We start from the raw sequence: 26398 nt of genomic DNA on the forward strand, positions 1-26398 counted from the left end.
ATGAGACAGATTACTGATATTACACAGCTGAAAGAAGCCATAAAACAATACCATTCAGAGGGCAAGTCAATCGGATTTGTTCCGACGATGGGGTTTCTGCATGAGGGGCATTTAACCTTAGCAGACAAAGCAAGACAAGAAAACGACGCCGTTATTATGAGTATTTTTGTGAATCCTGCACAATTCGGCCCTAATGAAGATTTTGAAGCATATCCGCGCGATATTGAGCGGGATGCAGCTCTTGCAGAAAACGCCGGAGTTGATATTCTTTTTACGCCAGATGCTAAGGATATGTATCCCGGTGAGAAGAATGTCACGATTCATGTAGAAAGACGCACAGACGTGTTATGCGGGCGCTCAAGAGAAGGACATTTTGACGGGGTCGCGATCGTACTGACGAAGCTTTTCAATCTAGTCAAGCCGACTCGTGCCTATTTCGGTTTAAAAGATGCGCAGCAGGTAGCTGTTGTTGATGGGTTAATCAGTGACTTCTTCATGGATATTGAATTGGTTCCTGTCGATACGGTCAGAGAGGAAGACGGCTTAGCCAAAAGCTCTCGCAATGTATACTTAACAGCTGAGGAAAGAAAAGAAGCGCCTAAGCTGTATCGGGCCCTTCAAACAAGTGCGGAACTGATCCAGGCCGGTGAAAGAGATCCTGAAGCGGTGATAAAAGCTGCAAAAGAAATCATTGAAACGACTAGCGGAACCATAGACTATGTAGAGCTTTATTCCTATCCGGAACTCGAGCCTGTGAATGAAATTGCTGGAAAGATGATTCTCGCTGTTGCAGTTGCTTTTTCAAAAGCGCGTTTAATAGATAATATCATTATTGATATTCGAGAAATGGAGAGAATATAATATGTATCGAACAATGATGAGCGGCAAACTTCACAGGGCAACTGTTACGGAAGCAAACCTGAACTATGTGGGAAGCATTACAATTGATGAAGATCTCATTGATGCTGTGGGAATGCTTCCTAATGAAAAAGTACAAATTGTGAATAATAATAACGGAGCACGTCTTGAAACGTATATTATTCCTGGTAAACGGGGAAGCGGCGTCATATGCTTAAACGGTGCAGCCGCACGCCTTGTGCAGGAAGGAGATAAGGTCATTATTATTTCCTACAAAATGATGTCTGATCAAGAAGCGGCAAGCCATGAGCCGAAAGTGGCTGTTCTGAATGATCAAAACAAAATTGAACAAATGCTGGGGAACGAACCAGCCCGTACAATTTTGTAGAAGAAAAGCCCCCTTTATCGGGGGTTTTCTTTTAAGATTTTGAGAGTAAAACGGTTTTGCCGCTCCATTTCCGTACAAAACGTGTTACACTTTTGTCGTATGCAAGAATTGAGGTGTCCATTTTAATGAATAAGCAACGGTTCGTTGTTATAGATGTAGAGACAACAGGGAATTCGCCGAAGAAAGGCGATAAAATCATACAAATCGCAGCGGTTGTAATCGAAAATGGACAAATTACTGAGCGGTTTTCAAAATACATTAATCCAAATAAATCAATCCCTGCTTTTATTGAGCAGCTTACTGGAATCTCTAATCAAATGGTCGAGAATGAACAGCCATTTGAAGCAGTTGCTGAAGAAGTATTCCAATTGCTTGACGGCGCTTATTTTGTCGCACACAATATCCATTTTGACCTTGGATTTGTCAAGTATGAGCTACATAAGGCGGGCTTTCAGCTCCCAGATTGTGAAGTGCTTGATACTGTCGAGCTCTCACGTATTGTTTTTCCGGGATTTGAAGGGTATAAGCTGACGGAATTAAGCGAGGAGCTTCAGCTGCGGCATGATCAGCCGCACCGGGCTGACAGCGATGCTGAAGTGACAGGGCTTATTTTTTTGGAAATCCTTGAAAAGCTGCGGCAGCTTCCTTATCCGACATTAAAGCAGTTAAGAAGGCTTTCGCAGCATTTCATCAGTGATCTGACGCATTTGTTGGATATGTTCATTAATGAAAACAGACATACCGAGATACCGGGCTATACGCGCTTTTCTTCGTTTTCTGTCAGAGAACCTGAAGCTATCGATGTTCGTATAAATGAGGACGAGAACTTCTCATTTGAGATCGAAAGCTGGGAAGCGGGAAATGAAAAAGCGCTGTCAGAGTTAATGCCTGGGTATGAAAAAAGAGACGGCCAAATGATGATGATGAGAGAGGTGGCTGATGCGTTTGCCAATCGTGAGCATGCGTTGATTGAAGCTCCTCCAGGCATCGGAAAAACGATTGGCTATCTTATTCCGGCTGCGCTTTTTGCCAAGAAATCAAAAAAGCCGGTCATAATCAGCACGTATTCGACGCTTTTACAGCAGCAGATTCTCACAAAGGATTTGCCGATTGTCCAAAATCTGTTTCCATTTCCGGTAACAGCGGCGATTTTAAAAGGGCAATCGCATTATTTATGCCTGTATAAATTTGAGCAGGTGCTTCATGAAGAAGATGATAATTATGATGCCGTACTGACAAAGGCACAGCTTCTCGTTTGGCTGACAGAGACAAATACAGGAGATGTAGCGGAACTGAATTTGCCTTCAGGCGGAAAATTGCTGTGGGACAGATTGGCTTATGACGATGACTCCTATAAAAGAAGTCGCAGTGAGCATGTGATCGGTTTTTACGAGCGGGCCAAACAGATTGCTATGCGTTCCGATTTGGTGATCACCAATCATTCTCTTTTGCTGACCGATGAAGGCAGCCAGAAAAAAAGGCTTCCCGAAAGCGGCACATTTATTATTGATGAAGCACACCATTTTGAACGTGCGGCAAGCGAACATTTAGGGAAAAGAGCCACGTACATAGAATTGCATACGAAATTGAGCAGAATCGGCACTCTGAAGGAGCAGGGACTTCTAAAAAAGATGAGACAGCTATTCCAGCGAAACAGCCTGACGGTTGATTCATTTTTCGAATTGGAAGAGTGGCTTCAGCACGTTCAAGCAGAAAGTGATGCTTTCTTCAGCTCTGTACATTCTTTTGTCAAACGAAGAAAACCTAAAGAAGACTTAAACCGTCTAGTGTTTAAGGTGAACAAAGAAAGCCAGGATAAAAGCTGGTCGATCTTAACAGATGGTGCGGAGAGGCTTTGTTCCATGCTGACACATTTGCAGCAGCTTTTTGAGGCGCAGTCATCCCTGATGGAAAAACATTTGAAGGGTATGAAGAGCAAAACCGTCTTTTTAGCCGATGAATACCAAAGAAGCATGAAAGGCTTGCAGCATTACTGTCAGACGTTGCAGAAGCTCTTCTTTGGGTCTGATGACGATGAAGCGGTTTGGATTGAAATAGATGCAAAGGGTGCGAAAAATGCAGTGGCCATTTACGCACAGCCTCTTGAACCTGGTGAACTTCTGGCTGATCAGTTTTTTGCGCGCAAAAATAGTGTGGTGCTGACATCTGCAACCCTTACAGTCGAAGGTTCTTTTCAATTTATGATTGAACGACTGGGACTGAGTGACTTTTTCCCGCGGACAATGAGAATTGAGTCACCTTTTTCTTACGATGAGCGTATGCAGGTAATGATTCCAAAGGAAATGAAATCAATTCAGGATACCGGGCAACCTGAATTTATACAGGATACAGCCCGTTATATCGAACTGATGGCAAAGGAAAAACAGCCTAAAATCCTTGTGCTGTTTACATCCCATGATATGCTGAAAAAGGTTCACCAGGAGCTCAAGCATAACATGAGTGCTTCCGGCATTCAGCTCTTGGCACAAGGGATTACAGGCGGAAGTCCCGGCAAACTGATGAAGACTTTTAAAACATCCAATCAGGCGATCCTGCTCGGAACAAATCATTTTTGGGAAGGCGTTGATTTCCCTGGTGATGAGCTGACAACAGTAATGATCGTGAGGCTCCCATTCCGGTCCCCTGATCACCCGCTTCATGCTGCAAAATGTGAGCTAGCCCGCAAAAAAGGAAAGAATCCGTTTCAAACAGTGTCATTACCGGAAGCTGTGCTGACCTTCAGGCAAGGAATCGGACGCTTGCTGCGTTCTGCGGGAGACAAGGGAACGATTATGATATTGGACAGACGGATTAAAACCGCTGGTTACGGCCGGCTGTTTCTTGATGCCTTGCCGACAACCTCAGTATCCGAAATGACTGACAGCGAGCTTGAAGCTTATGTTGCAGGGGAAAAAGAATAAAAGCCGCATAAAGCGGCTTTTGCGGTGTGGGAGTAGGATGGTGTTTTATTTAAAAGCGGATTTCCCGCTCTGTGATACTAGTATGGCGTGTCCTGAAATGGAGTATGACTAACAATATTTGTTCAAACTGGAGGATGAAAAAATGGAAAGTAAAATCGAAATTCTTTCAACAATTAATGTAGAGCATTCTGATGATCTGTATAAAATTGTGGACACATTGAATCGTACATTGAAAAGAGACAATCTGATGTTCGGCCTTGCGCTGGATGAAGAAAACAAAAACCAAGCCGTTTTTACCATTTATCGTACGTAGGTGAGAAGATGAGAAAAAAAGCATTAATATTTACCGTCATTTTTGGTATTATTTTTTTAGCAGTACTTCTTGTCTCGGCAAGCATTTATAAATCAGCCATGGCACAAAAGGAAGAGGGGCACGAAGCAGCAGCTGCTGAAGCTAAAAAAGAAACCGATCTCGCCAATGTTGATCAAGTCGAAACATTTGTCGGAAAAGAAAAATATTATGTTGTAAAGGGAACGGATAAAAAAGGCACTGCATTATATGTCTGGGTTCCTGCCGATAAAAAAGCAAAAATTCTCTCAAAAGAAGCGAAAGAGGGAATCTCTGAAGACAAAGCGGCGAAAATCATAAAGGATGAAGGGCTGGTTTCAAAGCAAAAAGAGGTTCATCTGGCAAGAGAAGGAAACGTCCTGCTTTGGGAAGTGACGTACTTAGACAAAGAAGGGCAATACAGTTTAAGTTATGTGGACTTTACAACTGGAAAGATTCTCAAAAATATCACGCCTTAAGACGAATTAGGGGGAGTTCAAGTTGAAACTGGCAAAAAGAGTATCCGCATTAACACCATCAACCACACTGGCAATCACAGCGAAAGCGAAAGAACTGAAAGCCGCAGGCCATGATGTCATCGGCTTAGGAGCAGGCGAACCTGACTTCAATACACCGCAGCATATTATTGATGCCGCTGTGCGTTCGATGAACGAGGGCCATACGAAATACACGCCTTCCGGTGGTTTGGCTGAACTGAAAAACAGCATTGCAGAGAAATTTAAACGCGACCAGAATATTGAATACAAACCGTCTCAAATTATTGTCTGCACTGGTGCCAAACATGCTCTGTATACCCTTTTCCAAGTGATTTTGGATGAAGAAGATGAAGTTATTATTCCAACGCCTTACTGGGTAAGCTACCCGGAGCAGGTGAAACTCGCTGGCGGAAAGCCTGTTTATGTAGAAGGGCTTGAGGAAAATCACTTCAAAATTTCGCCTGAGCAGCTGAAAAATGCAATTACGGAAAAAACAAAAGCAATCGTTATTAACTCTCCAAGCAACCCGACTGGTGTCATGTATACGGAAGAAGAACTATCTGCGCTCGGTGAAGTGTGCCTTGAACATGATATCTTGATTGTGTCAGATGAAATTTATGAAAAACTTACATACGGCGGAAAGAAACATGTTTCCATTGCACAGCTGTCAGACAGACTGAAAGAGCAAACGGTCATTATAAACGGCGTATCGAAGTCCCACAGCATGACAGGCTGGAGAATCGGTTATGCGGCAGGCTCTGAAGACATTATTAAAGCGATGACGAACCTTGCAAGCCACAGCACGTCAAACCCGACATCAATCGCACAATACGGAGCGATTGCTGCTTATAACGGGCCTTCTGAGCCATTGGAAGAAATGAGAGAAGCATTTGAACATAGATTAAATACGATCTATGCAAAGCTCATAGAAATCCCAGGGTTCAGCTGTGTGAAGCCGGAAGGTGCTTTTTACTTGTTCCCAAATGCAAAAGAGGCAGCTCAATCTTGCGGTTTCAAAGATGTAGATGAATTTGTTAAAGCGCTTCTCGAGGAGGAAAAAGTTGCGATTGTTCCAGGATCCGGATTTGGCTCTCCTGAGAATGTCCGTCTTTCTTATGCAACATCGTTAGATCTCCTTGAGAAAGCCATTGAAAGAATCAAGCGTTTTGTAGAAAAACATAGCTAACAGATCAAAAAGCGGCTGACAGAAAAGCCGCTTTTTATCTGCATTGACCCGGTTAGTTAAGAGCGGGTATAATAAAGTGATGATAAAAGAGTTCGCGGGGCAATGAGCTTCCGAATGTCTTTCTTGTTTTGGAGGGAAATATGTTGAAAACAACAATCAACCAAGTGTACAAGCACGTAGGTGAGGAAGTAACGATCGGAGCTTGGGTCGCTAATAAGCGTTCAAGCGGGAAAATTGCGTTTTTACAGCTTCGGGACGGTACCGGTTTTATTCAGGGTGTCGTAGTAAAAGCGGAAGTGGAAGAAAGCATTTTCCAAACAGCTAAATCAGTGACGCAGGAAACGTCGCTCTATATAAAAGGGATTGTCAAAGAGGACGAGCGTTCTCCGCTTGGATATGAACTTGCTGTGACAGATATTGAAGTCATTCACGAAGCGACCGATTATCCAATTACACCAAAAGAACACGGAACGGAATTTTTGATGGATCACAGACATTTATGGCTGCGTTCAAAGCGCCAGCATGCGATCATGAAAATCCGTAATGAAATCATTCGCGCGACTTACGAATTCTTTAATAACGAAGGCTTCGTAAAAGTGGATCCGCCGATTTTGACTGGAAGCGCACCTGAAGGTACAACAGAACTCTTTGCGACAAAGTACTTTGATGAAGATGCATATCTGTCTCAAAGCGGCCAGCTCTACATGGAAGCTGCGGCAATGGCTTTAGGAAAAGTATTCTCTTTCGGACCGACATTCAGAGCGGAAAAGTCTAAAACAAAGCGTCACTTAATCGAATTCTGGATGATCGAACCTGAAATGGCGTTTGTAGAATTTGAAGAAAACCTTCAAGTACAGGAAAATTACGTTTCTTTCATCGTGCAATCAGTTCTTAAGAATTGTAAAATTGAATTAAACACATTAGGAAGAGACACGTCAAAACTTGAGCAAATCAAAGCCCCGTTCCCAAGAATCACGTATGATGAAGCGATTGAATTTCTGAAAGAAAAAGGCTTTGACGATATCGAGTGGGGAGATGATTTCGGAGCGCCTCATGAAACAGCGATTGCTGAACATTATGACAAACCGGTATTCATCACTCGCTATCCGACATCCTTAAAACCGTTCTATATGCAGCCGGCTTCTGACCGTGAGGACGTTGTGCTTTGCGCTGACTTGATTGCGCCGGAAGGCTATGGAGAAATCATCGGCGGGTCTGAACGGATTCACGATATGGAACTTTTGGAATCGCGTCTTAAAGAACATGGACTGGATTCTGACGCATATAAGTGGTATGCTGAACTTAGAAAATATGGATCAGTTCCTCATTCCGGCTTCGGCCTTGGATTAGAGCGGACAGTAGCTTGGATCAGCGGAGCGCCTCACGTTCGTGAAACGATTCCGTTCCCAAGACTGTTAAACCGTCTGTATCCGTAATACATTCAAATGAAACAAAAAAGAGTCTCCTGCAAGGGAGACTTTTTACAGTAAAGGGGCAATCACAATCCTTTACAGTAAGAGGTGTGACGATGAAAAAACAGCAATTTATTGATATGCAGGAGCAGGGAACATCAACCATCCCCAATCTTCTGCTTACTCATTATAAACAGCTTGGGCTTAATGAAACAGAACTTATTCTGCTGTTAAAAATTAAAATGCATTTAGAAAAAGGATCATATTTTCCTACACCGAATCAGCTGCAGGAAGGTATGTCAATTTCTGTTGAAGAATGCACAAACAGATTGCGGATGTTTATTCAAAAAGGCTTTCTGTTTATTGAAGAATGCGAGGATCAAAACGGCATCAAATTTGAGAAATATTCTCTTCAGCCTTTATGGGGGAAACTGTACGAGTATATTCAGCTTGCACAGAATCAAACACAGGAAAGAAAAGCAGAAGGGGAACAAAAAAGCCTTTATACCATTTTTGAGGAAGAGTTCGCAAGGCCGTTATCGCCTTTGGAGTGTGAAACGCTGGCGATCTGGCAGGACCAGGATCAGCATGACGCACAACTGATCAAACACGCGTTAAAAGAGGCTGTACTATCAGGAAAACTCAGTTTCCGCTACATTGACCGGATTTTGTTTGAATGGAAGAAAAACGGGCTTAAAACTGTGGAGCAGGCAAAAATACACAGCCAAAAATTCCGGCGTGTACAAGCAAAGCAGAATGAACCGCAAAAAGAGTATAAAAGGCAGGTTCCTTTTTACAATTGGCTTGAACAATAAAGTGAAAAGGTGACAATCGTGTTAAATCTAAAACAAATTGAATTCTGTTTAGACAAGATAGGTGACATGTTTCCTCATGCGGAGTGTGAACTGGTTCATTCCAATCCTTTTGAATTAGTGGTGGCTGTTGCTTTATCTGCGCAATGTACAGATGCACTTGTAAACAGAGTGACCAAAACATTATTCCAAAAATATAAACGGCCGGAAGACTATTTGGCTGTTCCGCTGGAAGAGCTTCAGCAGGATATTAAATCAATCGGTTTATATCGTAATAAAGCGAAAAATATTCAAAAGCTGAGTAAAATGATTATTGAAGATTACGGCGGAGAAGTGCCGAGAGACCGCGATGAGCTTGTCAAACTGCCAGGGGTCGGGAGAAAGACCGCAAACGTAGTGGTATCCGTTGCGTTTGGCGTGCCGGCCATTGCCGTAGATACCCATGTGGAGAGAGTCAGCAAACGATTGGGCATTTGCCGGTGGAAGGACTCGGTTCTGGAAGTTGAAAAGACGCTGATGCGCAAGGTTCCCAAAGAAGACTGGTCCGTTACGCATCACCGGCTTATTTTCTTCGGCAGATATCACTGTAAAGCCCAATCTCCGCGCTGTGCGGAGTGTCCGCTGCTTTCTTTGTGCAGAGAAGGGCAGAAGAGAGATAAAAAAGGACTGGTGAAACGATGACGCAAGCAAAAGAAGTGTTGGCTTCCTATGAGCAATACTTGCGCGGTCTTGGCCAGAAGAGTTCCTCGGATATGAAGAAAACCTTGCAGACCAATCCCGTGTATTTTGATTTCTGCACGGAATTAAAAGGCGATTTGCCATGGGAAGACAGCGGGAAATACGTTCCGCTTTTATTTGAAGTGTGGGATGACATCAAAGCATCACTTCTCCCAGTCTTTCAAACACGAAAATCGAGATGTGACCAAAACGAAATGTTAAAGGGCATTGTGTGTTTGCTGGCTTCGTTACATTGGACAGCAGGTGAGCCGGTGAAATCGCTCGATTGGCAAGAACTGAGGGAGAAATCATATCCCGCAAAGCCGATTAATTGGGCTGAACGAGTGGAATTTATTCTTCTTAAGCCGACCCAATACCATTGCTTTATTCAGCTTGATGAGCTGATTACCGAAATGAAAAAGCATTTTTATAAATATCATGCGATGAATCGATAAAACCTCCTGTTAAAACAGGAGGTTTTTTATTGTGTGCCAAAAAAGCCATCACCCCAAAGGTGACGGCTTTTTTGGTTAATTTGTTTTTTCAATTGATGATGAGTTTGTTTGTGTTTTATTAGATGTGTCTGTTTTATTTTTATTCGTGTCAGAACCTGTTGAATCATTCTTACCAGAGTTCGAATCACCATCCGACGTATCCTGGTTGTTACTGTTGTCGTTATCGTTATCGTTTGATTGGTCTTGGTTATTGTTGTCGGACGGATTGGTGTTCGTATTGTCTTGTTTTTTGTCTTGATCGTTTGTTGAATCATCTGTCTGATCTTGATCCGTCTGACCGTCATCTTTTTGAGAATCATCAGTTTGTGTATCATCCTGAGTCTTCTCATCATCTTGTTTTTCATCATCCGTTTGCTGCTGGTCTTTTTTATCTTCATCGTCTTCAGCTTTTGGCACCTCATAGGATGTGGAAGCTGTACTTTTGCCATCATCACTGACGGCTGTTACTTCGAATTTGTACACAGATCCTGGCTGCACACCCGAAATAACTGCCTCTTTTGCAGAGCTGTTTTGAATTTCCGAGTAGCTGCCGCCGTCAACAGATTGCTTAACAGCAAAGGTCGCATCTCCGTCGTAATTCCAGCTTAACGTTAAAGATTGATTGTCTTTATCGTATTTCACGTTTAAACCGGACAGTTTAGCAGTTTCCTCTTTTTCTTCTTTCTCATATGTTTTAGAAACAGTAGAAGGAGCTGTGCCTTTAACAAAGTACTCTGTGAGCTTCTTATCGCTTGGCGTATTTGGACCTGCCAGTTTTGCAGGGTTTGAGCCTTTTTCTACAGAGGCTTCCACTACGCTGTCAGGCTTCTCAAATGATCCGCTTCCGTCATCGACATCGGCGATGAGCTGGGCGAATATGCGCTTTGCAATCTGTTGCTCTGTTTTATTTAAAGATTTTTTTCCTATCTTATTTTGAGAATCTACACCTGTCCAAACAGCAGCGGTATATTGAGGTGTATATCCTACAAACCATGAATCTGGTACACCGCCTTGTGCGATATTGTATTTTTGCATATCCGCTTCATCAAAGTTTGTTGTACCTGTTTTACCTGCAACTTCCACTCCCGGAACTTGGGCGAGCTGTCCAGTACCTGTCTTAACAGCTGTTTTCAGCATATCTGTAATCATGAAGGCTGTATAATCGCTCATTGCTGATTTTGATTTCGGTGTTAAGTCAAGCTTCGTGCCGTCATTAAATTCTATTGATTTCACAAAATGCGGTTCATTATATGTTCCGTTATTTCCGAATGCACTGTATGCTCCAGCCATAGTTAGAGTAGAGACACCGGGATTACCTTCTCCGAATCCTCCGATAGAATATGATTCATACACTTTTTCTTTATTTAATCCGAGCCCCAGTCCATTAGCAAAATCAACTGCTGCATCTTTTCCGACTGCTTGGAATGCTTTTAGAGCCGGGATGTTACGTGATTGGGCAAGGGCTTCACGCATAGACATGACCCCTTTATAGGAACGGTCAAAGTCTCGGATAGGTGTTCCATTTGAATACGTGTAAGCTGAGTCATCAATTTGCTCGTAAGTTGACCATTTTTTATTTTCAATCACTGGACCGTAGTCGAGAATAGGTTTAATGGTAGACCCAGGCTGTCGCTGGGCTTGGGTCGCGTAATTATAGCCACCAACCGTAGAATCTCTTCCAGCTCCAACCGCCCGAACTTCTCCGGTTTTCGTATCGAGAAGCGTCACACCGCCCTGCATGCCTTCAGTAAATCCGACGGTGTCTCCGTCCATTAATTCATCTAGTTTATCTTGTGCTTTTGTATCTAATGTCGTATAGATCTTTAATCCGTCAGCAGATGGATCGACATCAGATTTTTCATCAATTTCCTTCATAACCTCTTCAACAAATGCGCTGTATTTGTTTGTACTTGCTTTTTCATATTCCTTCTGTGACACGACGCCTTCGTCTTTCACTGCCACTTTTTTCGCATTGTTATATTGAGAATCAGAAATAAATCCTTGTTTTTTCATCAGACTGAGTACGATGTTCCGTCGTTTTTCCGCTTTATCCGGGTTTTTAACGGGATTGTACGCTGTCGGGCTTTGCGGCATTCCTGCAAGCGTCGCAGCCTGTTCGACAGTCAATTTGCTTAAATCTGTAACGCCGAAAAATTCTTCCGCCGCTTTTCCGATTCCGTATGCTCTAGGAGAAAAATAAATCCGGTTTAAATACATTTCTAAAATTTCATCTTTAGAGTAATTGCGCTCCAGCTGAATCGAAAGCCATACTTCCTGCACCTTCCGTTTCAACGTCTTCTGATGTGAAAGAAGGGAGTTTTTGACGACCTGCTGGGTGATCGTACTTCCGCCTTCAGCCCCGAAGCCGTCTTTAAAGTTGGCAACTAAAGCACCGCCGATACGGACAGGGTCAATCCCGTGGTGCTCATAAAAACGGGCGTCTTCTGTCGCGATAAAGGCTTCTTTTACAACATCGGGAATTTCATCTATCGAGACGTAGGTCCGTTTTTCGGCGCCGACTTCGGCGATCTCTTTTCCATTTTTATCATAAATTGTTGATGAATAAGGCGTCTTCAATTTGCTTTCATCAAGGGACGGCGCATCAGAAACCATGACGGCAAATGTAACAGCACCGCCGACTACGCCTAAAACAAACAGAATGAGTAAAGTGAAAAGGGTCTTTTTAAACAATCCGCCCTTTTTTCGTTTCTTGCCTTTTTTCGGTGAAGGACTCGATTTGCTGTTCGCTTTTCGTCGAGCTTCACGGCTGTTAAATTGATCTGACATAACATCTCAACCTTTCGTTAATCAACCTTTCGCACCAGATGATGGCGAAAAATAAAGCTGTTCAATAATACTAATATAATCAATTCTGGGTGCGTATCCAAGAGAAATCGGATAAGCTGTTTCTTCCAACTCATCTTTTCGAATTGATTTTCTGCCGTTTTTTTCTTTTCTGTCCCAGAAATAAAACAGCTTATCGGCTTCCAAAAAATAAACCTGGTCGAAAGCGGATATAATAACAAAACAAATACCGTCTTGAGCCTTTACCTGCTTCATATGCTCGATTTGATGGTCATGAAAATTCTGCAGGGGGAAAGAGGTCTTGTTTTTCGTTTCTTTCGCCTCAAAATCAATATACCGCCCTTTGTAAATCCCATTGTAGTCTGTTGTCGATGATTGTTTAAAGTAAGCTTCTTTAATCACTGCGGCACTTCTTTTTGGATAATGGACATTTACAATTTGAACAGGTGTCGGCTTTTTGTGTATAACGGCAATTTGGTTTGTCAGATAATACTTATTCGTTTCGTTTAAGTCATCTTCGAGGGTCATTCCGCGATTACTGTAAGACGGGGCCCTTTTCTGACTGTTTTGGGATGAAACCGAATGTTTCGGCTGAAATGTTTTTCCATTAGGATACCGAATCACTTTCTCATCCTCCTTATTAAACTAATCATGACGGAAGTGAATGAACGTGCAAGAACAACAGGCCATCAGAAAGATTCTGAGCCGGATTGAGCGGCAGACAAAAATAAAAAACGCGGATAACATTTCAAGAACAAATGCTTATAAAGCATTTTACGACCGTCACCCGGAAATCAAATGGTCGCTTTTGGCTTCTTTCGTTTCTCGTAATGCCGGCTGGTCAATGACTGACTTAAAAGGCAGTCTGTTTCAGCTTGGACTCCGTGAGAGACAGCAAGAATGGTTCTTTTTAGCCTATGAAAGAGCGAACTGGCTTATTTTTTCGGATGCCTATCCGCAGCTTCTTTTATATCACTGGTCAAAAAGAGTCGGGAAACCGCTGTTTCATCTTCTGCATGTGTTTGGCGTCTCACAATTTATGTCGGAAGAATGGACCCGTTTTTGGCATGAGCGAAATACGGAGCGGCTAATGTATGCCCTCATTATAAATGAACAAAACACTATCCAAACACCTATTATACAAAATCCTTCGTTTAAAAAGAATGTTTTTGACACGATTCCTTTTTATTTAAGTGACTGGTTTCATTTTAACACCGTTATTTTTCCTTCCTCAAATGGGTTTCTTTATGGCATTTCAGTGAAACGCTTTTCAAAGGCGGAGGAAAGGATAAGGCTGGGTAAGCAGCTGTCTCAATTGCTGTTCAATCCAGAATTGTTCTCCTCTTTTTATCACTTTTTGCACACAGTGCCGCACACAGGTTCCCGTTTTGATATGGAAAAGATGATCGGGATTACAAAAAGAACATCTCCTATGCTAAGGACATGCTACCCTGAGTTAATCCACTCATTAGACGGAACGAAAACAGATTGGTTTCATGGAAAGATAAAGAAAACGTTCTTTAGGCGCGAGGAATTGCCGAAGCAGATTGAATTGACAGACTGGTATTTACATAAAAAGCGCCAGCTTCATGCGCTTTTTGCGGTGGAGCAGTGGCTCAAAAAATAAAGAAGCAAGGAAATTCCTTGCTTCTTACGTAGAAGGGCGGTTCGGGCCGCCTAATTTTTTATCTAAAGAATCGATTGCCTTTGATTCAGTCTTTTTTTGCTGGCCGGCTTTTTTCGGTCTTGTTTTCATACGGCACCTCCTCACAAGTATCGTTTGCATTAAGGAGGAGGATCATACAATTTTTGCGGGTGTTTTTGTCGAAAACTTCAGCTTTTCGTGGAATACCTGTTTGTTTGGCGATTTGCTTCTAGTTTTGTCATGAGGAAGGAAAGAGCCTTGAGAGCAAAGAATTTTAACCGGGAGAGACAAGGAAAGGGAGGTACACGAATGTCCGGTTATGTATGCAAGACAGATATTCTCCGTATGCTTTCTGATATAGAAGATGAATTAACGCGAGCTGAGCAAAGCCTGAATCATTCTGTAAATGCATTAGAGGCTGAGATGCGGGAAACGGAAAACGATCGCCTAAGTATGCTTGAAGAAGAAATCATAGATCTTCATATTTGTATAAATGAGCTGTATCAATCGCCTGAACACAGGTATGCGTTTGAGAAGGTATACCGCATCGGCTGAATTTGTGAGTGAAATTTGGTACGATAGGCATTGAGGTGAAAGGTATTGCTATCACAAACATTGCTGGAAATGACCGAGCAAATGATTGAAGTTGCTGATAAAGGCGCTGATCGGTATCAGGAAGGAAAAAACAGTAGTCATTCTTATGATTTTTTTGAGACGATAAAGCCTGCAGTTGAAGAGAATGATGAACTGGCGATACGCTGGGCAGAGGGTGCTCTTGAATTGATAAAAGCCCGCCGGCCAAAATATGTGCATAAAGAGCAAATTGAGGCCGTAAAGGATAATTTCCTGGAATTGGTCCTTCAATCTTATGTTCATCATATTCATAAAAAACGATTCAAGGACATCACTGAGTCAGTCCTTTATACATTGCACGCAGTAAAGGATGAAATTGCAAGAGAAGACAGCCGGTAAAAGGCTGTCTTCTTTTCGTTGTTTTTATAGGGGGCCGGACGTTAATTCATCTCATATGCCGGGCTTTCTGCTCCATTTGCTTCGAGAACCTTCATACTGTTACGAAACTCAGTTATGCTGAGATGTCCTTGAATATAGAGGAACTTGGCAAAGTCCATCAGTTTATTCATACAGTCTGTTTCATATTTCTTCATTTCTGCAAAACGTTTGCTTAAGTATGATACGTTCATTATGGTGCATCCCCTCTCATCTGTATTGAAAATATGGTACCATAATGATTCGACTTTTTTCTGTTTTTAAAAAATTTAAACTTTCGACACAATTTGACAAATGCTAATCATCACTTGTGACACAAACAATAGAAGTCATTCATACATATATAGAAGAGAAATATGTTGTGTTTAGGGGGGAATCGCAATGAACGGGAGCTCTCGAAGCTATCCTCGGCAAATGGGCTATTATTATCCTCAGCAAATGCAAGGATATTATCAGCAGGCTGCACCCGGTTATTTAGAGCAACAACTGCCTCAGCAGCATTATGGACAGCAGGATTATTATCAGCCTTATGCTCCGATCCAGCCTATGCCTATGCAGCCGCCTGTATTTTCTAACCCTTATCCTATCCCAAGGCCTAATCAACAGCAGCCTTCGCAATTTCAAAGCATTATGTCGCAGTTCAAAAAAGCCAATGGGCAATTTGATTTTAATAAAATGATGGATACGACAGGTCAAGTAATGAGTGCAATGAATCAGGTCGGATCTTTAATAAAGGGATTTACCAGCTTTTTTAAATGATAGAAGCATGAATGAATCGTTCATTCATGCTTATTTTTTGGAAAGAAAAGTGTCATTGTCTGCTCGTTCCAAGACGTTTCCATTTCTTCTTGGCGAACTTCATAAGGCAGCTGAACCGTTCTTGTCATGCTTGTAAAGGTAGCCTCATTTTGGTGTTTCTGTTTTTCTTGGAGTGTTACATGGAGATACCTCGATTTAACATCAACGACGATCTCGCCATCTCGAAACGTCGCCGGAATGGTAATATCGATATACAGCCCAGTATTTTTTTCTCTGACATGTATGGTCGTCTGCACATCCTTTAAACTCGAGTTGATCAGGTTCTGAAATCCGTTTATAAGGTTGCCGAACGCTGAGGATTGGAAAAGAGTGTCGATTGCCTCCGTTATGATTTCTTCTTTCTTTTGCAGTTCGTTCTTTTTGTCATCATAGAATTCCAATTTCGCCACCGCCTTTTTTAACCAGATTATGCGTCTATGCCAGATGTTGTTATAAATTGAAGCAAAATTGAAAGTGTGGTTAAATAGTGGTGAATGAAGGGATAACGGTTGAAGTGAATGAGAAGGGAGAAAATACATTGCTGAAAAAATTATTCGGAATGGGCAAAACTCAGGAAAAGGTGACAGAAGAGGTTATTTATTCTCCGGCAGACGGTACAGTAATGGACCTGTCAGATGTGCCGGACCCTGTTTTTTCACAGAAAATGATGGGAGAAGGAATAGCGGTGGAACCTTCTAGCGGTGAAATCGTATCTCCCGCTGAAGGTGAAGTCATTCAGATTTTCCACACCAAACACGCTGTTGGCATTCGGACTCGCTCGGGAATTGAGCTGTTAATTCATGTCGGGCTGGAGACAGTTAATATGAACGGAGAAGGATTTACTGCCCACATTAAAGAAGGGGATAAAGTGAAGGTCGGTGACCCGCTGATTACATGTGATTTGGAATTAATAAAAGAAAAAGCGAGCAGCACAGTCATCCCAATCGTTATAATGAATGGTGAGGCTGTAGGATCAATTGTACCGGCAGGCGAAAAGGCTGCTCGTAAAGGCGAATCAAAGCTCCTTACAATAAAAGCGAAATAAGCAGGGCGTATGCCTTGCTTTTTTTATTCAACTGTATAAAATTTGCACCTAGCCATGCAAACAAATATTCGGTAAACTGTACTTGACAAAGAGGTGTAAAGAATGAAAAAGAAATCACTGACTGAACTCATTTCTGATTTAAAAGGAAATGAAAACGTTGTGAATTGGCATGAAATTGAGCCTCGGGAAGCAAAAACAAGGCCTATGCCCGAAAGTATAGACGAGAGAATCAAAGCGGCCCTTTCGAAAAGGGGCATTGATGAACTATATACTCACCAATATTCCGCTTTTCAATATGTGCAAAAAGGAGAGAGCATCGTTACCGTAACGCCAACAGCATCAGGAAAAACGTTATGCTACAACCTCCCAGTCCTGCAGTCCATCGCCCAAGATGAAACAAACCGGGCGTTATATTTATTTCCGACTAAAGCGCTGGCACAAGACCAAAAGAGCGAGCTAAATGAAATTATTGATGAAATGGGCATTGATATTAAAAGCTTTACATATGACGGGGATACGTCTCCGGCAATCAGACAAAAGGTGAGAAAAGCAGGTCATATTGTCATTACAAACCCCGATATGCTGCATTCTGCCATTCTACCGCATCATACGAAATGGGTCAGTTTGTTTGAAAACCTTAAGTATATCGTCATCGATGAGCTTCATACGTATCGAGGTGTGTTCGGCAGCCATGTGGCAAATGTGATCCGGCGGCTAAAGCGGATCTGCCGGTTTTATGGAAGTGATCCGGTTTTTATTTGTACTTCCGCAACAATTGCCAACCCAAAGGAATTGGGAGAGCAGCTGACAGGCAAACCGATGCGGCTAGTTGATGACAACGGCGCCCCGAGCGGACGCAAGCATTTTGTGTTTTACAATCCGCCAATTGTGAACAAACCGCTGAATATTAGAAGGAGCGCAACCGCAGAAGTGAATGAACTGGCGAAAGAGTTCCTTAAAAACAAAGTGCAGACCATTGTTTTTGCCAGAAGCAGAGTTCGGGTGGAAATTATTTTAAGCCATATTCAGGAGCTTGTGAAAAAAGAGATTGGAACAAAATCAATCAGAGGCTATCGGGGAGGCTATCTGCCGAAAGAGCGAAGAGAAATCGAAAGAGGACTGAGAGAAGGCGACATTTTAGGAGTGGTCAGTACGAATGCCTTAGAGCTTGGTGTTGATATCGGCCAGCTGCAAGTGTGTGTAATGACGGGGTATCCCGGAAGTGTTGCAAGTGCTTGGCAGCAGGCGGGACGAGCCGGCAGAAGACACGGTGAATCTTTGATTATCATGGTAGCCAATTCAACACCGATTGACCAATATATTGTGCGGCATCCTGAATATTTCTTTAATCGTTCGCCGGAATCTGCAAGAATCAATCCGGAGAATTTGATTATTTTAGTAGACCACTTAAAGTGTGCGGCTTATGAGCTTCCTTTTAGAGCTGATGAAGAATTTGGTCCCATGGAAGTCAGTGATATTCTTGAGTATCTTCAGGAAGAGGCTGTTCTTCACCGCAACGGCGAACGGTACCATTGGGCAAGTGAGTCGTTCCCTGCTTCAAACATCAGTTTGCGTTCCGCCTCCCAGGAAAATGTCGTTATAGTTGATCAGTCGGATATTGCAAATGTAAGGATTATCGGTGAAATGGACCGTTTTAGCGCGATGACGCTTTTACATGATGAAGCAATTTATTTGCATGAAGGCGTTCAGTATCAAGTTGAGAAGCTCGATTGGGACCATAAAAAGGCGTATGTCAGAAAAGTCGATGTCGAATATTATACGGATGCAAACCTGGCAGTTCAGCTGAAGGTATTAGAAATCGATAAAACGAAAGAAAAAAGCCGTACGTCATTGCACTACGGAGACGTCACTGTCAATGCCCTGCCGACCATTTTTAAAAAAATAAAAATGACCACTTTTGAAAATATTGGGTCTGGACCTATTCATTTGCCGGAAGAAGAACTGCATACAAGTGCAGCTTGGCTCGAAATCAAAACAGCGGATGAAGACATCGGGGAAAAGACACTGGAACAGCTGCTTCTTGGCATCTCGAATGTGCTGCAGCATATTGTCCCTGTGTATATCATGTGTGATCGAAATGATGTTCATGTTGTTTCTCAAATTAAAGCAGCCCATACCGGATTGCCAACCATATTTTTATATGATCATTATCCGGGCGGTATCGGTTTGGCGGAGGAAGTCTTTAAACGTTTTTCAGACATTAATGAAGCGGCGAAACAACTGATTACACATTGTCCTTGTCATGACGGCTGTCCGTCTTGTATAGGTACGGAAATAGAAGGGATAAAAGCAAAGGAAAGAATTTTGCAGCTGTTGGATCAAATGTCGTAAGGAGGGAGGCCGGATATGTCATTAAAAGGGAAACTCCAGCGGATGAAAAAGCACATGGCGCTCGACGAAGGAGAACAAAAAATAGAAGCAGGCAAACAAGAAAACCACTTTGATGACATCCCGTTTTTAGAAGAGTGGGAGGCTTTTGGCATGAAGCCTTTCATCTTCGAAGATGAATATTGCCTCATCAGAGAAGTAGAATATCCGCTTTCTCACCGCCATGGGTTATACAGCTTTTCTGAGCTTGAGGAAGTGATCACTCTGTGGAATCAAAGCGGCCTGTCGCATACATTGTCAGCAAAAGGGTATAACAAAAACAACCTCTTTTTCTTTGATACAGAAACAACCGGTCTTGGGGGTGGAGCTGGGAATACCATTTTTTTGCTTGGGCATGCGAGAGTTTATGAAGACCGAGTGACAGTCAAACAGCATCTTTTGCCCAAACCGGGGAACGAAGTCGCCTTGTACCAAAGCTTTTTAAGCGAGGTTGACATTACATCACTTGTGACCTACAACGGCAAAGCCTTTGATTGGCCGCAGGTGAAAACAAGACACACCTTGATCCGTGACAGACTTCCGAAGCTTCCGGAATTTGGCCACTTTGATCTTTTGCATGGAGCTAGACGCCTCTGGAAACACAAAATGGACCGCGTATCTCTTGGCACGGTTGAAAAAGAGGAGCTCGGCATCCGCAGACTAGAAGACACACCGGGCTACTTGGCGCCAATGCTTTACTTTCATTTTATCAAGGCGCAAGAGCCGGATCTTTTAAAAGGTGTCCTGCATCATAATGAAATGGATGTGTTATCACTCATTTCATTGTACATCCATATGTCTAAAAAAATCCTTTCAGAATCACATGCGCCAAAAGAACACAGTGAAGCCTATGCTATGGCGAAATGGTTTATGGCTCATAAGGAAACCGACCAAGCGATCAAGCAGTTGGAAAGGCTTATAGAAAAATCGTTTGAGGATCAGGACAGTGCACGGCTGGATTTATCGCTCCTGTACAAAAAACAAAACCGCTTGGAAGAAGCAGTGCCGCTTTGGGAAAAGCTGTCCCGCTCGCAAAACCAGAAGTGCAGATACGCTGCTGTAATAGAGCTCGCGAAATATTTTGAGCATAAGAAAAAAGAATTCGGAAAAGCATTGCAAGTAGCAGAGCAATTGCTTAGCGATGCGGCATGCTTATCAGAGAAAGAAACTGAAAAACTGCATGTGAGAATTGCCCGGCTGAAGAGGAAATATTCCTCTTAAATATTCCCCGGGAAAGCGCAAAAGACGACTTGTTTCGCCATGAATTTTTTTTGCTGAATTCACATTGATTTTGTTGTAGAATAGCGGCGAATCCTGTAAAATGACGTTAGTTATTTTTAAAGGGAGAGTTGGTATGTATAAGGGTGTTTTTTACTTGTTCTTTGTTGTGGTATTTTTGATTGCTTTTGTGTTTTCAAACTTTAAAGACAGCTTAATTGCACACTTTTAAAATAGGTCTTTGCATCAGAACATGTACCCCTTATTTTTCATAGCTTAGTATTGTAATAAAGTTTATGGAAAGGGGATTTTATCATGCATCACTGCAGACCGCATATGATGGCGCCAATTGTCCATCCTACTCATTGCTGTGAACACCATACGTTTTCGAAGACTATCGTGCCGCACATTCACCCACAGCATACAACAAACGTAAACCACCAGCATTTTCAGCACGTTCACTACTTTCCACACACTTTCTCAAATGTTGACCCGGCTACGCATCAGCATTTTCAAGCAGGAAAACCTTGCTGCGACTACTAGTATGGAAAACGTGCAGCTTGATGGTGTAAACAATGCAGCACAACAAATGGGGCCCACGGGAGCCCCATTTTTTAAAGCAGGTGAAATGATGAAAGTATTGGCAATAACGGGCTATAAACCGTTTGAACTGGGGATATTTAAGCAGGATGACAAGGCGCTGTATTACATAAAAAAAGCCATTAAGAACCGGCTGATTGCTTTTTTGGATGAAGGATTAGAATGGATTTTAATTTCGGGCCAGCTTGGAGTTGAGCTGTGGGCGGCAGAAGCTGCATATGATTTGCAGGAGGAATACCCTGACTTAAAGGTAGCTGTCATCACACCATTTTACGAGCAGGAAAAGAACTGGAAAGAACCGAATAAGGAACAGTATGAAGCAGTTCTGGCTCAGGCAGACTATGAAGCAAGCCTGACTCACCGTCCTTATGAAAGCCCGCTTCAATTCAAACAAAAAAATCAGTTCTTCATTGATAAGTCCGACGGGCTTCTGCTTTTATATGACCCGGAAAAGGAAGGCTCCCCTAAGTATATGCTTGGGACAGCGGAAAAAAGGCGCGAACAGGATAGCTATCCCATCTACTTTATTACAATGGATGACTTGAGAGTGACAGTGGAGGAAGACAGCTACTAACAATGAGAGAGAAATTTGACAACCGTACAGATTTCTGAAAAAATATATGTGATGATTCACGATACGAGGTGAAAAAGATGCTTGCTGATAAAGTAAAGCTTTCTGCGAAAGAAATTTTGGAAAAAGAATTTAAAACAGGCGTTAGAGGCTACAAGCAAGAAGACGTTGACAAATTTTTAGATATGATTATTAAGGATTATGAAACCTTCCATCAAGAAATTGAAGAACTGCAGCAGGAAAATCTGCAGCTGAAAAAACAGCTTGAAGAAGCCAGCAAAAAACAGCCTGTGCAATCTAACACAACAAACTTTGATATTTTAAAACGGCTGTCTAACTTAGAAAAACACGTTTTTGGCAGCAAGCTTTATGATTGATCATGCTTGAAAAAAATGGCGCTTGTAAATTGTAATCAGTTGTTATATAATAATTCATGTTCTTAACGTTCGGGTAATCGCTGCAGATCTTGAATCTGTAGAGGAAAGTCCATGCTCGCACGGTGCTGAGATGCCCGTAGTGTTCGTGCCTAGCGAAGTCATAAGCTAGGGCAGCCTTTAGAGGCTGACGGCAGGAAAAAAGCCTACGTCCTTCGGATATGGCTGAGTATCCTTGAAAGTGCCACAGTGACGAAGTCTCACTAGAAATGGTGAGAGTGGAACGCGGTAAACCCCTCGAGCGAGAAACCCAAATTTTGGTAGGGGAACCTTCTTAACGGAATTCAACGGAGAGAAGGACAGAATACTTTCTGTAGATAGATGATTGCCGCCTGAGTACGAGGTGATGAGCCGTTTGCAGTACGACGGAACAAAACATGGCTTACAGAACGTTAGACCACTTACATTTAAAATGATGAAAACAAGCTCTCCCGTATAAGGAGAGCTTTTATCTTGAAAAGAGAAAAGTTTTAAAAGACAGGGTGATACGATGAAGAAGTATACACTAATTGCAACGGCGCCGATGGGCATTGAAGCTGTTGTCGCAAAGGAAGTACGAGATTTAGGATACGAATGCAAGGTTGATAACGGGAAAGTTATTTTTGAAGGTGATGCACTTGCCATCTGCCGTGCGAACCTTTGGCTTAGAACAGCCGACCGCATAAAGGTTCAGGTTGCTTCTTTTAAAGCGAAAACATTTGATGAACTGTTTGAAAAAACGAAAGCGATTAACTGGCGCTCATTTATACCTGAAAACGGGAAATTCCCTGTCATCGGAAAATCGGTAAAATCAACACTTGCAAGCGTTCCCGACTGTCAGCGGATCGTCAAAAAAGCAATTGTCGAAAAGCTCAAGCTGCAGTCCGGCAAAGCCAATGATTGGATTGAAGAAACAGGTGCCGAGTATAAAGTCGAAATTTCTTTATTGAAAGATCAGGCTTTGATTACACTGGACTCATCAGGGACAGGCCTTCACAAACGAGGATACCGTGTCGATCAGGGCGGTGCGCCGATTAAAGAAACACTTGCTGCCGCTTTGGTGCAATTAACCAATTGGACGCCGGACCGCCCGTTTGTTGATCCTTTCTGCGGCTCCGGAACAATCGCGATAGAAGCGGCGCTAATCGGTCAAAACATCGCCCCGGGATTCAATCGCGATTTTGTTTCAGAGGATTGGGAATGGATCGGTAAAGATCTGTGGAACAAAGCGCGGCTTGAAGTCGAAGAGAAGGCAAATTATGACCAGCCGCTTACAATTTTCGCTAGCGACATAGACCACCGCATGGTTCAAATAGCAAAAGAAAATGCAGAGGAAGCAGGATTGGGAGATCTAATCCAGTTCAAACAGATGCAGGTCAAAGACTTTACCACAAATCTGGAGTTTGGCGTAATTGTCGGCAACCCGCCATATGGAGAGCGTCTCGGCGAGAAAAAAGCTGTTGAGCAGATGTACAAAGAAATGGGGAAGGCGTTCGAGCCGCTTGATACTTGGTCTGTGTATATGCTGACATCAAATGAAAACTTTGAGGAAGCATATGGCAGAAAAGCAACGAAGAAACGAAAACTCTTTAACGGGTTTATTAAAACAGATTATTATCAATATTGGTCAAAAGTAAGGCCGCAGCGAAAGAAAACAGAAAACGCATAAAAAGAAGACGCTCTGCATGCGTCTTCTTTCATCTTTCAGCCATATTCTATCGTTACCAACGGTGAGCTTTCGCGTTGCTTCTCAATATAATGTTGGTTTGGGACATTTCAGTGTGACCGTTTACTTGAGACTTAGAACGTTTAGGCCGCGTCCAATTGTGATGAAACAGTTCAGAATGCTGATCTAATCGGTTTCTATAACTCATGTCAACATCACTCCCTGATAGAATATTGTTGATAAGACGGATAATCCGGAGACGGAATATCAAGTGTAGTTTGTGCATGTTTCGGTGATAACATGCGGGAAGCATGTATATATAATGAAAAGTTCGCATACAATGATGATTATTTCCATCAGAGGTGATCTCATGCTGAACAGCGAACATTTTAATCTTATTCAAAGGGCGCTTGACGCAACAGCAAACGAGCTGAAGGAGCTCGGGACTGAATCGTCTCCGTCTGTGATTTCGCATGCGCAAATTGATTTAGAAAAAGCGGTAGAACATATTTATTCAACAGACCATCCTTTTTTATCGTCGCATGTGATCAATCGTAAGTAAACTGCAAAAAACTTGGCATTGCCAAGTTTTTTTATTGTATTCATCAGCGGAAAATGATATTATTGGTGGTCTGAATGTCGAATAGTTGGGGGTTGGAACTAGGTGACAACATCACGTTTGCCTTTTTCTTTAACGAAAACAAAGAATTTTTATGAAGAATTGAACAATTGGATTGGTGACGTGTTTTACGATATCCTTCCCGAAAAAGGGTTAGATCTTCGGGATGAGCAAGTATTTATGGCTTTTCAGCTGGAGCGGGCGTTTAAAGAGAAAAAAGTCATGTTCGCCGAAGCTGGAGTGGGAACGGGGAAAACGCTGGTTTATCTTCTTTTTGCAATCAGCTATGCAAGGTATGTCGGCAAACCCGCCATCATCGCTTGTGCAGATGAAACATTAATTGAACAGCTGGTGAAAAAAGAGGGCGATATTTCTAAGCTGGCTGAGCATCTTGATCTGAAAATTGATACAAGGCTGTCAAAATCACATGAGCAATATTTATGCTTGAAGAAGCTTGAAAAAACAATGCAGCGTTCTGATGATGATAAATGGCTGGATCTTTATGAGTCGTTACCGTCATTTGTCCACGAGTCACAGGCGATGCAGCGCTTTTATCCGTATGGCGACCGTAAGCAGTACGCAAATCTATCGAATGAAGAGTGGTCTGACGTAAGTTACGACTCGTTTCAGGACTGTCTGACTTGTGATATGAGACACAGATGCGGTCTGACGCTTTCCAGAGATTACTACCGCAAGTCAACGGACTTAATCATTTGTTCCCATGATTTTTATATGGAGCATGTATGGACGGAAGAATCACGCAAACGAGAGGGCCAGCTGCCGCTCTTGCCTGACCATAGTGCAGTTGTATTTGATGAGGGGCATTTGTTAGAGTTTGCTGCGCAAAAAGCGCTAACCTATAGAGTGAAGCAGTCTACTCTTGAATTGTTTTTAGAACGATTGCTGCAAAATGACATCAGAGAAGAGTTTGCAGAATTGATTGAAGATGCGCTTCACGCAAACGACGAATTTTTCTATGTTCTTTCTGAAGAATCAAAGGAAGTAGCCGGTTCACACCGTTTAGAAATAACAAATGACCAGCGTGTCAAAAAGGCGGCGGACGAGCTTTGCCGTTTACTTGATAAAATCGGTGAGGCACTTGTATTTGAGTCTGAAATGTATACGATTGATCAATACGAGTTGTCAGTAGTGGAAGAATATGTTGAACAAATGGCGTATTCATTATCTCTATATCAAAAGGATGCAATCAGCTGGCTGGAGAAAAAGGAAGCAGAATCAACCTTTGTCGTGATGCCGAGAACGGTAGCAGAAGTACTTGGCGAAAAAGTGTTTTCTAAGAAAATTCCTTATATCTTCTCGTCTGCTACGCTGTCAGAAGGCGGTTCGTTTGATTATATTGCCGACAGTCTTGGGATTCATGATTATTTGTCATTAACTGTTGATTCCCCTTATGATTATGACGAGCAAATGAGTATTAATCTGTACGCAAAAACAGATATGGCCGCTGAACAAAAAACGGCTGAAACGATTGAAACAATCAAACGTTACAAAGGAAGAACGCTGGTGCTTTTCCCTTCTTTTGAAGAATTAAACGAGTTTAAAGAGCTGTCGGCGGCATGGGAGCTGCCGTATCCAATTTTCTTCGAAGGTGATGAGGAAATCAGCAGCTTAGTAGAGAAATTCCAAGAGGAAGAGGAAACAGTACTTTGTTCAGTTCACTTATGGGAAGGACTCGATATTCCCGGTGACGCATTGAAGAATGTTACCATTTGGTCATTGCCTTTCCCGCCACACGATCCTGTATTTACAGCGAAGCGCAACGGAGCGAAAAAAGATCCGTTCGAAGAAGTTGATCTGCCATATATGTTGTTACGTGTACGGCAGGGCATCGGGCGCCTGATACGCTCGAATCAAGATAGCGGCTCGATTCACATTTACGCTGGCGGAGAAAATGAACGCATCATTGATGAGGTCAAAAAGGTCTTGCCTGTTGAACCGCACATGATGTAATGGAAAAAAGCTGACGATCGTTCGTCAGCTTTTTTTAT

General features: G+C 42.5%; 30 protein-coding genes and 1 other RNA gene. 25 read left to right on the forward strand and 6 right to left on the reverse strand.

Features of this window, described 5'->3' with window-relative positions:
• From panC to WA279_RS03775, 10 genes are all read left to right on the forward strand, one after another.
• Entirely contained in the window at positions 1-861 is an 861-nt protein-coding gene (panC, locus tag WA279_RS03730) for a pantoate--beta-alanine ligase (RefSeq protein ID WP_042976362.1), read from the forward strand.
• Between the two features lies 1 nt (position 862).
• Entirely contained in the window at positions 863-1246 is a 384-nt protein-coding gene (gene panD / locus WA279_RS03735) for an aspartate 1-decarboxylase (protein WP_003225586.1), read from the forward strand.
• 125 nt (positions 1247-1371) lie between these two features.
• Positions 1372-4167: an ATP-dependent DNA helicase DinG gene (dinG, locus tag WA279_RS03740; RefSeq protein ID WP_336154319.1), complete on the forward strand. Its 2796-nt coding sequence runs from the start codon at positions 1372-1374 to the stop codon at positions 4165-4167.
• Between the two features lie 142 nt (positions 4168-4309).
• Positions 4310-4480, forward strand: a complete 171-nt coding sequence (locus WA279_RS03745) for a YpmA family protein (protein ID WP_003225588.1) — start codon at positions 4310-4312, stop codon at positions 4478-4480.
• 8 nt (positions 4481-4488) lie between these two features.
• Positions 4489-4974, forward strand: coding sequence for a cell wall elongation/penicillin-binding protein regulator TseB (gene tseB / locus WA279_RS03750; RefSeq protein ID WP_014477164.1), 486 nt, complete (start codon positions 4489-4491; stop codon positions 4972-4974).
• 22 nt (positions 4975-4996) lie between these two features.
• Entirely contained in the window at positions 4997-6178 is a 1182-nt protein-coding gene (gene aspB / locus WA279_RS03755; RefSeq protein WP_003230667.1) for an aspartate transaminase AspB, read from the forward strand.
• A gap of 143 nt (positions 6179-6321) precedes the next feature.
• On the forward strand, positions 6322-7614 hold the full coding sequence (gene asnS / locus WA279_RS03760) for an asparagine--tRNA ligase (RefSeq protein ID WP_004398777.1): 1293 nt from the start codon (positions 6322-6324) through the stop codon (positions 7612-7614).
• A 92-nt stretch (positions 7615-7706) separates the two neighbouring features.
• Positions 7707-8405 (forward strand): DNA replication protein DnaD, encoded by a 699-nt coding sequence (gene dnaD, locus WA279_RS03765; protein WP_004398499.1) that lies wholly within the window; start codon positions 7707-7709, stop codon positions 8403-8405.
• 18 nt (positions 8406-8423) lie between these two features.
• Positions 8424-9083, forward strand: a complete 660-nt coding sequence (gene nth / locus WA279_RS03770; protein WP_009967580.1) for an endonuclease III — start codon at positions 8424-8426, stop codon at positions 9081-9083.
• Entirely contained in the window at positions 9080-9574 is a 495-nt protein-coding gene (locus WA279_RS03775) for a YpoC family protein (protein ID WP_336154322.1), read from the forward strand. Before nth ends, WA279_RS03775 begins: the two co-directional genes overlap by 4 nt.
• Positions 9575-9649: 75 nt before the next feature.
• Here WA279_RS03775 and WA279_RS03780 read toward each other — a convergent pair whose 3' ends face one another.
• Both WA279_RS03780 and recU read right to left on the reverse strand, forming a co-directional pair.
• Entirely contained in the window at positions 9650-12400 is a 2751-nt protein-coding gene (locus tag WA279_RS03780; protein ID WP_336154323.1) for a transglycosylase domain-containing protein, read from the reverse strand.
• Between the two features lie 21 nt (positions 12401-12421).
• Entirely contained in the window at positions 12422-13042 is a 621-nt protein-coding gene (gene recU / locus WA279_RS03785) for a Holliday junction resolvase RecU (protein ID WP_004399067.1), read from the reverse strand.
• 40 nt (positions 13043-13082) lie between these two features.
• Between recU and WA279_RS03790 the strand changes: the two genes are divergently transcribed.
• Positions 13083-14045, forward strand: a complete 963-nt coding sequence (locus WA279_RS03790; protein ID WP_336154324.1) for a DUF2515 domain-containing protein — start codon at positions 13083-13085, stop codon at positions 14043-14045.
• Positions 14046-14069: 24 nt separating this feature from the next.
• On the opposite strand, the gene sspM is transcribed toward WA279_RS03790, so the two are convergent.
• On the reverse strand, positions 14070-14174 hold the full coding sequence (gene sspM, locus WA279_RS03795) for an acid-soluble spore protein SspM (protein WP_003225606.1): 105 nt from the start codon (positions 14172-14174) through the stop codon (positions 14070-14072).
• A 198-nt stretch (positions 14175-14372) separates the two neighbouring features.
• On the opposite strand from sspM, the gene WA279_RS03800 reads away from it, so the two are divergent.
• Positions 14373-14618 carry a YppD family protein gene (locus WA279_RS03800; RefSeq protein ID WP_015251831.1) on the forward strand — a complete coding sequence of 82 codons (246 nt, stop codon included), beginning with the start codon at positions 14373-14375 and terminating at the stop codon, positions 14616-14618.
• Between the two features lie 45 nt (positions 14619-14663).
• Complete coding sequence (locus tag WA279_RS03805) at positions 14664-15035, forward strand: YppE family protein (protein ID WP_336154325.1); 372 nt, start codon at positions 14664-14666, stop codon at positions 15033-15035.
• Between the two features lie 41 nt (positions 15036-15076).
• On the opposite strand, the gene WA279_RS03810 is transcribed toward WA279_RS03805, so the two are convergent.
• Positions 15077-15265: a YppF family protein gene (locus tag WA279_RS03810; protein ID WP_003230690.1), complete on the reverse strand. Its 189-nt coding sequence runs from the start codon at positions 15263-15265 to the stop codon at positions 15077-15079.
• Between the two features lie 187 nt (positions 15266-15452).
• Here WA279_RS03810 and WA279_RS03815 point away from each other — a divergent pair, with 187 nt between their 5' ends.
• Entirely contained in the window at positions 15453-15830 is a 378-nt protein-coding gene (locus tag WA279_RS03815) for a YppG family protein (protein ID WP_015251832.1), read from the forward strand.
• Positions 15831-15850: 20 nt separating this feature from the next.
• On the opposite strand, the gene WA279_RS03820 is transcribed toward WA279_RS03815, so the two are convergent.
• Positions 15851-16270, reverse strand: coding sequence for an Hsp20/alpha crystallin family protein (locus WA279_RS03820; protein WP_336154326.1), 420 nt, complete (start codon positions 16268-16270; stop codon positions 15851-15853).
• Positions 16271-16407: 137 nt separating this feature from the next.
• On the opposite strand from WA279_RS03820, the gene WA279_RS03825 reads away from it, so the two are divergent.
• The 9 genes from WA279_RS03825 (at position 16408) to WA279_RS03865 (ending at position 23773) form a co-directional block, all read left to right on the forward strand.
• Positions 16408-16914, forward strand: a complete 507-nt coding sequence (locus WA279_RS03825; protein WP_015483368.1) for a PTS sugar transporter subunit IIA — start codon at positions 16408-16410, stop codon at positions 16912-16914.
• Positions 16915-17016: 102 nt separating this feature from the next.
• Positions 17017-19266 carry an ATP-dependent helicase MrfA gene (mrfA, locus tag WA279_RS03830; RefSeq protein ID WP_153256152.1) on the forward strand — a complete coding sequence of 750 codons (2250 nt, stop codon included), beginning with the start codon at positions 17017-17019 and terminating at the stop codon, positions 19264-19266.
• A 15-nt stretch (positions 19267-19281) separates the two neighbouring features.
• On the forward strand, positions 19282-20523 hold the full coding sequence (mrfB, locus tag WA279_RS03835) for a metal-dependent exonucleaseMrfB (RefSeq protein ID WP_230488221.1): 1242 nt from the start codon (positions 19282-19284) through the stop codon (positions 20521-20523).
• Positions 20524-20623: 100 nt separating this feature from the next.
• A complete protein-coding gene (locus WA279_RS03840; RefSeq protein WP_003230707.1) occupies positions 20624-20752 on the forward strand; it encodes a hypothetical protein in 129 nt (42 codons plus the stop codon).
• 83 nt (positions 20753-20835) lie between these two features.
• Positions 20836-21063: a spore coat protein CotD gene (gene cotD / locus WA279_RS03845; RefSeq protein ID WP_010886551.1), complete on the forward strand. Its 228-nt coding sequence runs from the start codon at positions 20836-20838 to the stop codon at positions 21061-21063.
• Between the two features lie 88 nt (positions 21064-21151).
• Positions 21152-21694: a DUF1273 domain-containing protein gene (locus WA279_RS03850; protein ID WP_015714149.1), complete on the forward strand. Its 543-nt coding sequence runs from the start codon at positions 21152-21154 to the stop codon at positions 21692-21694.
• 77 nt (positions 21695-21771) lie between these two features.
• Positions 21772-22068 carry a cell division regulator GpsB gene (gpsB, locus tag WA279_RS03855; RefSeq protein WP_003225629.1) on the forward strand — a complete coding sequence of 99 codons (297 nt, stop codon included), beginning with the start codon at positions 21772-21774 and terminating at the stop codon, positions 22066-22068.
• Between the two features lie 65 nt (positions 22069-22133).
• Positions 22134-22515, forward strand: an RNA gene (gene rnpB, locus WA279_RS03860) — RNase P RNA component class B.
• A gap of 100 nt (positions 22516-22615) precedes the next feature.
• Positions 22616-23773 (forward strand): THUMP domain-containing class I SAM-dependent RNA methyltransferase, encoded by a 1158-nt coding sequence (locus WA279_RS03865; protein WP_021481520.1) that lies wholly within the window; start codon positions 22616-22618, stop codon positions 23771-23773.
• Positions 23774-23825: 52 nt separating this feature from the next.
• Here the strand turns inward: WA279_RS03865 and WA279_RS03870 are convergent, their stop codons facing one another.
• Positions 23826-23978, reverse strand: coding sequence for a YpzG family protein (locus tag WA279_RS03870; RefSeq protein WP_010327933.1), 153 nt, complete (start codon positions 23976-23978; stop codon positions 23826-23828).
• A 162-nt stretch (positions 23979-24140) separates the two neighbouring features.
• Here WA279_RS03870 and WA279_RS03875 point away from each other — a divergent pair, with 162 nt between their 5' ends.
• Together WA279_RS03875 and WA279_RS03880 are read left to right on the forward strand one after the other, a co-directional pair.
• Complete coding sequence (locus WA279_RS03875; protein ID WP_336154415.1) at positions 24141-24332, forward strand: hypothetical protein; 192 nt, start codon at positions 24141-24143, stop codon at positions 24330-24332.
• Positions 24333-24434: 102 nt separating this feature from the next.
• Positions 24435-26360 (forward strand): ATP-dependent DNA helicase, encoded by a 1926-nt coding sequence (locus WA279_RS03880; protein ID WP_336154331.1) that lies wholly within the window; start codon positions 24435-24437, stop codon positions 26358-26360.
• The last annotated feature ends 38 nt before the right edge of the window (positions 26361-26398 follow it).

Source organism: Bacillus sp. 204(2023), from assembly GCF_037027505.1.
Lineage (GTDB): Bacteria > Bacillota > Bacilli > Bacillales > Bacillaceae > Bacillus > Bacillus subtilis.